This is a genomic window from Buchnera aphidicola (Melanaphis sacchari), from assembly GCF_003096055.1.
GTDB lineage: Bacteria > Pseudomonadota > Gammaproteobacteria > Enterobacterales > Enterobacteriaceae > Buchnera > Buchnera aphidicola_P.
Map to the genome: position 1 here is coordinate 50,558 of NZ_CP029161.1, position 11,813 is coordinate 62,370.

11 protein-coding genes are annotated in these 11,813 nt (G+C 24.0%); 5 read left to right on the forward strand and 6 right to left on the reverse strand.

What is annotated here, in order from left to right:
* Positions 1-55: 55 nt before the first annotated feature.
* On the forward strand, positions 56-775 hold the full coding sequence (gene trmB / locus DD681_RS00280) for a tRNA (guanosine(46)-N7)-methyltransferase TrmB (protein ID WP_158341038.1): 720 nt from the start codon (positions 56-58) through the stop codon (positions 773-775).
* Between the two features lie 8 nt (positions 776-783).
* On the opposite strand, the gene hemW is transcribed toward trmB, so the two are convergent.
* The 5 genes from hemW to dnaB form a co-directional block, all read right to left on the reverse strand.
* Entirely contained in the window at positions 784-1,914 is a 1,131-nt protein-coding gene (gene hemW, locus DD681_RS00285) for a radical SAM family heme chaperone HemW (RefSeq protein WP_158341039.1), read from the reverse strand.
* Positions 1,915-1,926: 12 nt separating this feature from the next.
* Positions 1,927-2,622 (reverse strand): YggS family pyridoxal phosphate-dependent enzyme, encoded by a 696-nt coding sequence (locus DD681_RS00290; RefSeq protein ID WP_158341040.1) that lies wholly within the window; start codon positions 2,620-2,622, stop codon positions 1,927-1,929.
* Between the two features lie 34 nt (positions 2,623-2,656).
* Positions 2,657-3,067, reverse strand: a complete 411-nt coding sequence (gene ruvX, locus DD681_RS00295; protein WP_158341041.1) for a Holliday junction resolvase RuvX — start codon at positions 3,065-3,067, stop codon at positions 2,657-2,659.
* Between the two features lies 1 nt (position 3,068).
* Complete coding sequence (gene gshB, locus DD681_RS00300) at positions 3,069-4,043, reverse strand: glutathione synthase (RefSeq protein WP_158341042.1); 975 nt, start codon at positions 4,041-4,043, stop codon at positions 3,069-3,071.
* 98 nt (positions 4,044-4,141) lie between these two features.
* On the reverse strand, positions 4,142-5,539 hold the full coding sequence (dnaB, locus tag DD681_RS00305; RefSeq protein WP_158341043.1) for a replicative DNA helicase: 1,398 nt from the start codon (positions 5,537-5,539) through the stop codon (positions 4,142-4,144).
* A gap of 724 nt (positions 5,540-6,263) precedes the next feature.
* Here dnaB and DD681_RS00310 point away from each other — a divergent pair.
* Complete coding sequence (locus DD681_RS00310) at positions 6,264-6,770, forward strand: single-stranded DNA-binding protein (protein ID WP_158341044.1); 507 nt, start codon at positions 6,264-6,266, stop codon at positions 6,768-6,770.
* Positions 6,771-6,831: 61 nt separating this feature from the next.
* Here the strand turns inward: DD681_RS00310 and bioH are convergent, their stop codons facing one another.
* On the reverse strand, positions 6,832-7,608 hold the full coding sequence (gene bioH, locus DD681_RS00315) for a pimeloyl-ACP methyl ester esterase BioH (RefSeq protein WP_158341045.1): 777 nt from the start codon (positions 7,606-7,608) through the stop codon (positions 6,832-6,834).
* Positions 7,609-7,717: 109 nt separating this feature from the next.
* On the opposite strand from bioH, the gene DD681_RS00320 reads away from it, so the two are divergent.
* The 3 genes from DD681_RS00320 (at position 7,718) to DD681_RS00330 (ending at position 11,762) form a co-directional block, all read left to right on the forward strand.
* Positions 7,718-8,329, forward strand: a complete 612-nt coding sequence (locus DD681_RS00320; RefSeq protein ID WP_158341046.1) for an NfuA family Fe-S biogenesis protein — start codon at positions 7,718-7,720, stop codon at positions 8,327-8,329.
* A gap of 547 nt (positions 8,330-8,876) precedes the next feature.
* Entirely contained in the window at positions 8,877-10,472 is a 1,596-nt protein-coding gene (locus DD681_RS00325; protein ID WP_158341047.1) for a peptide chain release factor 3, read from the forward strand.
* A 57-nt stretch (positions 10,473-10,529) separates the two neighbouring features.
* A complete protein-coding gene (locus DD681_RS00330) occupies positions 10,530-11,762 on the forward strand; it encodes a phosphopentomutase (RefSeq protein ID WP_158341048.1) in 1,233 nt (410 codons plus the stop codon).
* Positions 11,763-11,813: the final 51 nt, after the last annotated feature.

Here is an 11,813-nt window from a genome sequence, read left to right on the forward strand (position 1 = left end):
AATATAGGTATATTTAGTTAAATTTTTTTGAGATTAATAGAATCTTTAATTTAAAATGAAAAATAATATTATAACACCGATATATGATAAAAATGGAATTTTTTTAAGAAAAAATCATAGTTTTATTTGTCGTTCAGGCCGCATAACCAAGTCTCAATTAAAATCGATTAAGAAGTATTGGCCATTATTTGGTATTGATTTTCAATTAATCCCATTAAATTTTACATCTATTTTTTGTTCTTCTTCTCCAGTTATTTTAGAAATTGGTTTTGGATCAGGAGAATCTTTAATAAATAATGCAATTAATTTTCCTAATAAAAACTTTTTAGGCATTGAAGTATATAAATCAGGAATAGGTTCTTGTCTAAATTATATTAAATCTTATAAAATTAATAATTTAAAAATTATTTGTTATGATGCAGTTGAAGTAATTGATAAAATGATTTTAAATAATAGTTTGTCAAAAATACAAATTTTTTTTCCGGATCCTTGGCCTAAATATAGACACCATAAAAGAAGAATGATACAAGCTTCTTTTTTAAAAAAAGTATTAAAAAAATTAATTATAGGTGGTATTTTGCATATTGCAACAGATTCAGGGAATTATTCCGATTATATATTACAAACGATTAAATATATTAAAAATTATATAAAATTACCAAAAAATAAATTTTTTTCCGAATTAGTAATGCTGCGAAAAGCAACAAAATTTGAAAAAAAAGCACATTCTTTAGGAAATAAAATTTTTGATTTAATTTTTATATCTCAAAAATAAATATTTACTCAGTCCAAAAAAATTTTTAATAATGAATTAAGAAAAAGTTTCCCCTTTTTCGTTGTTTTCCAGAAATCTTTGGTTTCTTTTATATATCCCTTTGTAAGGGCCTTATTGATATTTTTTTTAATATCAATTAAATTAATATTTGTTCTTTCTTTAAATTTTTTTTTAAAAATAGGTTTATACAACCTAAAAGAGTTCATGAAATATTCAAAAGGAATATCTTTTTTAGCAATATTTTTTTTAATATTTAAATAATTTCCATTTATGAAATCATTTATATTTTTATTCTTAACTAGTCTAATAATATCTCCGTTTTTTTGCGTTATTTTTCCATGAGCATTGCATCCTATTCCTAAATAATCACCAAAATTCCAATAATTAAGATTATGCTTACATTTGTATTTTGATTTTGAATAGGAAGATATTTCGTATTTTTTATATCCTGATTTTTTTAGAAATTTATCTCCTTGATTAAATATTTGAAAAATAATTTTTTCATTAGGTAAAGTTGGTTTTTTAAAATAAAAAACAGTATTTGGTTCAATAGTTAATTGATACCATGATATATGCGGTGCTTTATATTTTATAGCAAGCATTAGATCTGATAGAGCGTTTTCTAATGATTGATTTGGTAATCCATACATAATATCTAGATTAAAATTATTATTTATTTTTTTTATTTTTTCTACAGTTTTAATTGCTTCATATTTATCATATGTACGTTCTATTTTTTTTAATAAATCGGAATTAAATGTTTGAATTCCTAAGGAAAATCGGTTAATACCAGCTTTTTTATAACCTTCGAAGCGTTGATATTCTATTTTTTTAGGATTAGCTTCTATAGTAATTTCTGCTATTTTAGAAACTTTAACTCTTTTTTTAATTCCATTAATTAAATTTTTTATAGAAGATACTTTTAGTAAACTAGGCGTTCCACCGCCAATAAAAATATTTTTTATTGTTCTTTGATTAATTAAAGATAAATCACTTTCTAAATCTTTTAGTAGATTTTTAATATAATTATTTTCTGGAATTGAACCTTTATGAACATATGAATAAAAATCACAATATCCGCATTTTTTCAAACACCAAGGAATATGAATATATAAACTAATAGGAGGTAATTTGAGCATAATTTTCTAAATTCATAATACTTTCATATTATTTTGATTAAAAATACAATGTCCAATTCTTATCATATTGCTTCCATGAAGTAAAGCAACATCTTTATCAAAACTAGTTCCTAATGATAGTGTATCTACTGATTTATATTTTTTTTTAAGTTCATTAAATATTATTTTTGCTTGTTTATAGTAATTATTATTGATAATTTGGTTTTCTACCGGAGGCATAATCATTATTCCGCGAAAATTTAAATTAGGCATTATAGAAACAACTTTTGCTAATTTTTTGTAATTTTTTACGCAAATACCATTTTTATTTAAATTTTTAGAAATATTAATTTGTATTAAAACATTCATTGGAAAATTTTTTTTTATTCTATACTTATTAAGTAGAATAGCAATTTTTTCACGATCAATTGTTTGGCACCAATCAAAATATTTTGCAATAATTTTGCTTTTTTTAGATTGAACTTTTCCAATAAAATGCCAAACTATGTTTTTATATTTTTTTAATTTTTTAATTTTAATAATACCTTCTTGAAGATAATTTTCTCCAAATTCATAAAGTCCAGACGAAATTGCTAATTTTATTTTTTTTGTTGTTTGATTTTTGGTAACAGCGACAATTCTTAAATTAGTTAAAGAGATATTTTTTTTTCTTGACATTTCTTTTATTTTTTTTTTAATATTTTTAATATTAATATTAATATTATTCATTGTATAAATAGATTTATTAAGTTTAGTAGCATTATTATGCGTATTGCATAAACCAACTTTCTAGTATAATTACAGCAGAAGTAGAATGTATTTTATTTTTTCGAAAAGCTTTAAAACCACCTTTAGAAAATATTATTGATCTAGCTTCTTTAGTACTTAATCGTTCATCATGTAATTTTACAAAAATATTAAATTTTTGGTTTAATAAAAAAGCAAATCTTTCTGCTTTTTTTGTTATATTTTGCTTTGTCCCATCTAGGTTTAATGGTAATCCTACAATTAAAAATTTAGGTTTCCAAATATTTAACAAACATTTAATGTCTTTCCAATTTGGATTTCCATTTCGAGCAGGCAACTCATTTAAAGCTTTACCAGTATTAAGAAAATTTTCTCCTACAGCAACACCTATTTTTTTCATACCGAAATCAAATGCTATTACTATCATTTTATAAGCTCTTTTTATATATTTTCTTTTCAATACCATCTATTAATATTCCAGTAATAGAAATATTTTTCTTTGATTCAATTTCACATATACATGTAGGACTGGTAACGTTTATTTCTGTTAATTTATCACCTATTATATCAATTCCTACTATCAATAGGCCTTTTTCTTTTAAAATTGGAGACAGATATTTTGCTATTTCCCAATCTTTATTATTAAGTTTTTGTACATTTCCTATTCCTCCAACTGCTAAGTTAGCTCTAATTTCTCCTTTTTGAGGAATTCGAGATAAACACCACGGTATCACTTTTCCATTGATGATTAAAATTCTTTTATCTCCATGTTTTTTTATACTTGGCAAATAATTTTGTACCATGCAATATTTTTTTTCTTGATTCGTCATAATGTCAGCAATAACTTTAAAATTGGAATCATTTTCTTTTATTCGAAAAACTTGCGATCCTCCCATTGCATCTAATGGTTTTATTATAATATCTTTATTATTTTTCCAAAATTTATATATTTTTGATAATTTTCTGGTAACTAGCGTATCAGTTATAAATTTAGGAAATTCTGAAGCAAATATTTTTTCATTACAATCTCGTAGGCTTTCTGGTTTATTAATAATTAATACTCCCTTTTTTTGTGCACGTTCAAGGATGTATGTCGCATAAATAAATTCCATATCAAATGGCGGATCTTTACGCATAAGGATAACATCTAATTTTTCCAGTTTAGAATCTATTTCTTTAATGAATTCAAAATGTTTATTTTTATTTTTTTCTACTTTCATTAATCGTATTTTAGCACAAGGATTATTGCCATTTAGATAAAGATCATTCATTTCCATGTAATAAATTTTGTGTCCTCGTTTTTGAGCTTCTAACAAAATAGCAAAGCTAGAATCTTTTTCGATTTTAATTGAACAAATTGGATCCATAACTATACCTATTTTTAAAATTTTATTTTTATTCATTTTCAACCCTTATATACATCTTAGTTATTAAATAGTTTATATTAATAAATATTATAAAAATATTTATAAATATAAATTTTTATACAAATATATTAGTATTAATCATACTTAGATCCGCAGTGATTATCAAATCGAGACCAGTGACCATTGAAAGTCAAGCATATTGTTCCAATTGGACCATTTCTTTGTTTCCCTATTATAATTTCTGCAACTCCTTTAAAATCGCTGTTTTCATGATATATTTCATCACGATATATAAACATAATTAAATCCGCATCTTGTTCTAATGAACCAGATTCTCGTAAGTCTGAATTTACTGGTCTTTTATCTGAACGTTGTTCTAAAGAGCGATTTAGTTGTGATAAGGCTATTACGGGTACTTGAAGTTCTTTTGCTAATGCTTTTAAAGTTCGAGAAATTTCAGCAATTTCTAGAGTTCGATTTTCAGAAAGAGATGGTACTCTCATTAATTGTAAATAGTCAACCATAATTAAAGTTAATCCTTTATTTTCACGATAAATACGACGCGCTCTTGAACGCACTTCACTTGGAGTTAAAGCAGAAGAATCATCTATATAAATATTCTTTTTTTTAAGTAATACGTTGATTGTTCCAGACATGCGTGACCAATCCTCATCGTTTAGTTGTCCAGTACGAATGCGTGCTTGGTTTACTCTAGATAGAGAAGCTAACATACGCATCATAATTTGTTCTCTAGGCATTTCTAAACTAAAAATTAAAACTGGTTTATCATACAACATTGCAGCATTTTCACATAAGTTCATTGCAAATGTTGTTTTTCCCATTGAAGGTCTCGCTGCAATAATAATGAGTTCAGAACGTTGCAAACCTGATGTTTTTTTATTTAAATCTTGATATCCTGTATTAATTCCTGTAACGCCATCGTTAGGTGATAAAAATAATTTTTCGATACTTGTTACTGTTTCATCTAAAATCTGTTCTATATTTTTAGGTCCAGAATCTTTTCTAAAACGTTTTTCTGCTATTTTAAAAACACTTGATTCGGCATAATCTAATAATTCTTCACTTTTTCGACCTTGTGTATCATATCCAGCATTTGCTATTTTATTAGCTACTAATATCATCTCTCTAACTATAGCCCGTTCTCTTACTATATCAGCATATGCAGTAATATTTGCTGTACTAGGAGTATTTTTTGATAATTCTGCTAAGTATGAGAATCTACCTACACTTTCTAGTTTGCCTTTTTGTTCTAATGATTCTGATAAAGTAATTAAATCAATAGGATGACCTAAATCCAACAGCTGTTGCATTTCTTGGAAAATTAATCGGTGTGGCTTACTAAAAAAATCATCTGCTACTACATGTTCTGAAATATTATCCCATTGTTCGTTATCTAGCATTAACCCTCCCAGTACTGACTGTTCGGCTTCTAGTGAATGCGGTGGAATTTTTAATCGATTAATTTGGTGTAAATATAATTTATTTTTAGACATATGTATTGCATGTACCATGTATTTAGTAAATTATTTCGAAGATATATTATATAAACAATAGATTATTTACTAATTAATCCAGTTTAATATTTTTTATATTTTTTTAAAATTTTAATTGATTCTCTTTCTTAAAAAAATATATAAAAATATACTTTGTATGTTTAACTTGTATGTTTGATTTATATTTTAATTTTGAAAATTATATTTTTATATATGAGGAATATATTTAGGAGGTATTTTTTTGATATATTCAATAGCATTAAAATATTAATTTTAGTTTTTAAAATGGATGATTTAATTTATGTCATTAAATATAATATTTTGGTTTTTCCCTTTGATGAATACATTGTTTTGATTATAATTTTAAAATTTTTTATAAAATACTTTTTAATCTAATTTATTAAAGTAAAATAATTTAAATAATATATAAAAATTAATTAATTATAAATTTTATTTATTTTTTGTATAAAAGAAAATATTTATTTAGGATTAAAATTATAAGCAAATTAAATAAAAATTTTAATAAAATAAATACAATTGTATTATTTTTTAATTAAATATTTAGAAATTATTAAAATAGTTTTATTTTTTAACTCTAACTAATAAATTATTATCATAGTATAATCTTGAAAATGACATTATATGTAATTAAATTTTTAATTCAAAATAATATATTTTATTACAAATAATTTAAAAATCTACTTAAAGTATATTTTTTTAAAATGAAAAAAATGGAGTTTTTATGGCAAGTAGAGGTATTAATAAAGTAATTTTAATTGGTCATTTAGGTCAAGATCCTGAAGTTCGTTATATGCCCAATGGTAATGCAGTAGTGAATATGACCCTTGCGACTTCAGAGAATTGGAAAGATAAAAATACTGGTGAAAATAAAGAAAAAACTGAATGGCATAGAATAGTATTATTTGGAAAATTAGCAGAAATTGCAGGAGAATATCTTCGTAAAGGCTCTCAGGTATATATTGAAGGATCTCTTCAGACAAGAAAATGGCAAGACCAAAACGGCCTTGAAAGATACACGACTGAAGTGATAGTTAATATTGGTGGAACCATGCAAATGCTAGGTAATCGCCATTCTAATTCAAATAATATTTCTGTTAATGAAAATAATGCTAATCTTTCAAAAAAAATAGATTCAGATCAATCATTGAAAAATATAGACAATTTTAAATCAGAAAAAGAAAAAAATCATTCTTCTGATATTGATTTTGATGATGAAATACCCTTTTAAGGTATTCTTTAAATTAAACATTATAGCCCCAATTTTTTTGGGGTCTATATTTTTCTGCCTATCATATATTAAAATTTTTTATAAATTTCAATAATATTATAAAAAATTCTTCTTTATGCGAAACAAAAGGTATGTGTCTTGCTTTTTTTATAATTTCAGATTTGCTATTAGGCCATTGTATATCTAGTATTTGCGATATTTTTTGAGGAACTAAATGATCTAATTCACCATATATTCTTAATAATGGAGTTTTTAAATGCATACCTTCATAACGTAAATCTATATTTTCAAGAATTTTTCGTCCAACCTTTAATATTTTTTCATTTGGTTTTTTTTCGCATAAAAAAATTTTCTTTAATTTTATTACATCTTGGATGTATTTTTCTGATCCAATTGTTTGTAAACACAAAAAATTATTTATAGTTTTATAGTAGTTATTTTTTAATTGATAATAAAAGTGATGTATTGTATTTTTTTCCATTCCAGGCCATTTCTTTTTTTTTAGAAAACAAGGAGATGAACATACGTTAATTATTCCCAAAATATTTTTTGGATAAAATATTGTTAGATAAATCGCAATTAAACCACCTATAGACCATCCTATTAAGATGGATTTTTTTGGTATATTTTTTTTCAAAATATTTATCATTTTTTGAAAATTTATATAATTTAGCTGCTGATTTATTCCGATTCCAGGAAGGTCAATTAAATAACATTTATATAGGAGATGAATTTTTTTAATTATAAAAAACCATATTTTTGAACTAAATCCCCACCCACTTAAAAAAATGAGATTAATTTCTCCATGACCAATAGTATTACAGTAAAATTTTTTCATTTTTAATCATTTTAATATTTTAATCAATTAGAATGTTCTTGTATTTATTAAAATAAACCAGTAAAATTAACTAAATTTTTAGCTGATAATATTTTATCTCATTTATAATATGATCAATATTTCAAAAAACGCGCAAAATTATTTTTTATCTCTTTTATCAAAAGAGCCGAAAGGAACTCAGATAAGAGTTTTTATTCTCAATCCTGGGATGCATAACGCCGAATGTGGAGTAGCATACTGTGCAATAGATGAAGTAGAAAAATCTGACGTATGTTTTAAATATACTGGTTTTTATGTTTATATTAATAAATTTATTCTCGATTATTTAAAAGATTCTGTAATTGATCTTATCATTGATAATCTTAGTTCTCAATTAACTTTTAAGGCGCCATATGCCAAAAAAAATATTTTTTTAAAAAAAAATTTTAAAAAATCTTCCTTACAAATTCTAGAAGAAACTTCTTTACAAATAAGAATAAAAGAATTTTTAGATAAAGAAATTAATCCTCAACTATTTCTTCATGGGGGTCAAGTAAACTTGACTAATATTTCTAAAGAAGGATTTATTTTTATAAAATTCTCTGGAGGGTGTAATGGGTGCTCAATGATTAATTTTACCTTGCGAGATACAGTAGAAAAAAAAATATTATCTTCTTTTCCTGAAGTAAAAAAAGTTATTGACGAGACTGAGCATAAATATGGAAATCATTCTTTTTACTAAAATAATATTTTAAATTAAATAAAACTAAGATATGTTAATCAAAATTAATTAAAAATTATAATAATAAAATTTTCTCAGTATCTCTGTTAATTTTATACATTTATTAGCTTTAAAAAAGTACTTTTAAAATGTAAAAAAAATTAATATTTTTTAAAAATATAAATAAAATTTATACTTTATAAAAGTAATAAATTTATATAATGTTTTCTTATTTTCAGTTTTATCTTCAATATTTTAGTATATTTTCACATCCATATCAGATCAAATTATAAATTAATAATATCATATTATCCTAATAGAAAAAATTAAATTTTTTTGATTTATTTTGTTATTCAATAATTATTTTAGCAAACAATTGCAATCATAGAATTTATTTTTTATATTTTGATATTTTTTAATAATTTTTTATAGAAAATTATAAATTTTTTTATTATTAAATAATATATTTTTAGAATTTTTAAGTAATTAGTATTTATTAAAATAATTTAATCTTTTTTATATAAAAATATAATTTTTACTAATGAAAATAACTTGTACGGAGTTTTATGTGCTTAATTTGAACGATCAAAAAGAATTAAGAAAACGTCGCACTTTTGCAATTATTTCTCATCCTGATGCCGGAAAAACAACATTGACAGAAAAAATGTTATTATTTAGTAAAGTCATTCATACTTCCGGAACAATCAAAGGTAGAGGAAATGGTAAATATGTCAAATCAGATTGGATGAGTATTGAAAAAAAAAGAGGTATTTCTGTTACTACCTCTATTATAAAATTTTCATATAAAAATACTTTAATGAATTTATTAGATACTCCAGGTCATCAAGATTTTTCAGAAGACACATATCGTATTCTTACTGCAGTTGATTCTTGTTTATTAGTTATTGATGCAGCTAAAGGAATAGAAGATAGAACTAAAAAGTTAATGAATGTTAGTCGTATAAATAACACTCCTGTTATTACTTTTATTAATAAACTAGATCGTGATAGTCTTGATCCTATTGAACTTTTAGATCAAATTGAAAAACATTTAAAGTTAAACTGCGTTCCAATTACATGGCCTATTAGTTGTGGAAAGAATTTTCGTGGTGTTTATCATTTTTATGATGATATGGTTTATTTATTTCAAAAAAATAATAATAAAAAAAATAATATTCTTAATTCAAAAGTGCTTTTTTTTAAATTTAATGAATTTTTATTAAAAAAATATATTGATCAAGATTTATTTTTTCAATTTAGTGAAGAATTAAAATTAATTACTGCTATATATTCTAAATATAATAAGAAAAATTTTTTAAAAAGTATTACTACACCTGTTTTTTTTGGTAGTGCGCTGAGTAATTTTGGAATTGATCATATCTTAGATAGTTTAATAAATTGGGCTCCTTCTCCGATTTATCGTATTTCTAATTTACGAAAAGTAGATCCTAAAGAAAAAAAATTTACAGGATTTGTATTTAAAATACAGGCAAATATGGATTTAAGACATAGAGATCGAATAGCTTTTATGAGAATTGTTTCAGGTAAGTATATAAAAGGCATGAAGTTAAGACATGTTCGTATAAAAAAAGATATTATTATTTCTGATGCTTTTTCTTTTTTAGCTGGAGAGAGATTTGTTATTAATGAAGCATATGCGGGAGATGTAATAGGAATTCATAATCATGGAACAATTAAAATTGGTGATACGTTCACAGAAGGAGAAGAAATAAATTTTATCAATATGCCGAGTTTTTCTCCGGAAATATTTCGTTGTGTTTTTTTAAAAAATCCTTTTCAAAAAAAACAATTAAAAAAAGGATTATTGCAATTATCTGAGGAAGGTGCAATACAAGTTTTTTATCCAATTAATAATAATGATATAATTTTAGGTGCTATTGGAATTTTGCAGTTTGATGTCGTAATTGAGCGTTTAAAAATGGAATATAAAATAAATGCAATTTATGAAAAAACAAATATAATGTTAGCGCGATGGATCACATCTGCTAATAAAGAAATTTTGCATGAATTTAAAAGTAAAAATAAATCTTTTTTAGCTTTTGATAACTTCAATCATTTAATATATTTAGCTCCAAACCAAATTCACTTAAATTTAATAATGACTCGTTATACTGGTATATCTTTTGAAAAGATAAGAAGATAATTAATATTTAATCAATATTACAACGAGATTATTTTAATTAATTTTTAGGTATTTAAAATGAAACGTGTTTTTTTAATGGTATTAGATTCATTTGGCATAGGTTCTAGTTTTGATGCTCATAAATTTAATGATACTGGTTCGGATACTTTTGGTCATATAGTAGAAAAATGTTTCTTGGGAGAAGCTAATATCGGTCGAAGTGGTCCTTTATTTATTCCTAATTTAATAAAACTAGGAATAATGAACGCATATAAGGCATCTACTGGAAAATATCCTATAGGATTTTCCTCGTGTAAACAAAAAAATAACATTATTGCTAGTTATGGTTTTTCTAGTGAAGTTTCATCTGGAAAAGACACTACCTCTGGGCATTGGGAGATAGCTGGAGTGCCTGTTTTTGAAGATTGGTATTATTTTAAAAAAAAAAATGATACTTTTCCTAAATTTTTACTTGATGAAATAACGAGTACATTAAAATTACCTGGTATATTAGGGAATTGTCATGCTTCAGGAACAGATATTATAAAGAATTTTGGAGAAGAACATATAAAAACAAAAAAACCTATTTTATATACTTCGTCAGATTCAGTTTTTCAAGTTGCATGTCATGAAATAAAATTTGGTTTATCCGGGTTATATGAGATTTGCGATGCTATTCGCGCATTATTAGACAAGTATAAATATAAAGTAGCTAGAGTGATTGCTAGACCATTTCTTGGTACTAATAAACTAAATTTTCAGAGAACAGGCAACAGACGTGATTTATCATTAAAACCATTTTCTACTACTGTTATGGAAAAATTGATAAATGAAAAAAAAGGTAATGTTATCGCAATAGGTAAAGTTTCCGATATTTATGCTGGTGTTGGAATTACGAAGAATATTAAATCTTTTGGTTTAAAAAAATTATGCAATGATACTATTAATCAAATACAATTATCTAGTAATAATACTCTTGTATTTACTAATTTTGTTGATTTTGATGCATTGTGGGGTCATCGTCGTGATGTTTCTGGATATGCTAGAGGTTTAGAATTTTTTGATTTTAAGTTAGCTGAGATGCTTAATTTAGTTCAAGAGAAAGATTTGTTTATTATTACAGCTGATCATGGATGTGATCCAACATGGATAGGAACTGATCATACTCGAGAAAATGTACCTGTATTAATTTATTCTCCATATAAAAAGATAAATTTTTTAGGCCATCGTAAAACTTTTTCTGATATAAGTCAAACTATTGCAAAATATTTTGGATTATCTCATATGAAGTATGGTACAAGTATATTTTAAAATATAAAAAAATAAGGAAAAGATTAGTGCCTATATTACATATTAATAGCA

What these genes read in the sequence shown, in the direction of transcription:
- DD681_RS00310 (WP_158341044.1), top strand. Translation starts at nt 6,264, where the DNA reads ATGGCAAGTAGAGGTATTAATAAAGTAATTTTAATTGGTCATTTAGGT.
- DD681_RS00320 (WP_158341046.1), top strand. Translation starts at nt 7,718, where the DNA reads ATGATCAATATTTCAAAAAACGCGCAAAATTATTTTTTATCTCTTTTA.
- DD681_RS00330 (WP_158341048.1), top strand. Translation starts at nt 10,530, where the DNA reads ATGAAACGTGTTTTTTTAATGGTATTAGATTCATTTGGCATAGGTTCT.
- gshB (WP_158341042.1), bottom strand. Translation starts at nt 4,043, where the DNA reads ATGAATAAAAATAAAATTTTAAAAATAGGTATAGTTATGGATCCAATT.
- DD681_RS00290 (WP_158341040.1), bottom strand. Translation starts at nt 2,622, where the DNA reads ATGAATAATATTAATATTAATATTAAAAATATTAAAAAAAAAATAAAA.
- dnaB (WP_158341043.1), bottom strand. Translation starts at nt 5,539, where the DNA reads ATGGTACATGCAATACATATGTCTAAAAATAAATTATATTTACACCAA.
- hemW (WP_158341039.1), bottom strand. Translation starts at nt 1,914, where the DNA reads ATGCTCAAATTACCTCCTATTAGTTTATATATTCATATTCCTTGGTGT.
- bioH (WP_158341045.1), bottom strand. Translation starts at nt 7,608, where the DNA reads ATGAAAAAATTTTACTGTAATACTATTGGTCATGGAGAAATTAATCTC.
- trmB (WP_158341038.1), top strand. Translation starts at nt 56, where the DNA reads ATGAAAAATAATATTATAACACCGATATATGATAAAAATGGAATTTTT.
- ruvX (WP_158341041.1), bottom strand. Translation starts at nt 3,067, where the DNA reads ATGATAGTAATAGCATTTGATTTCGGTATGAAAAAAATAGGTGTTGCT.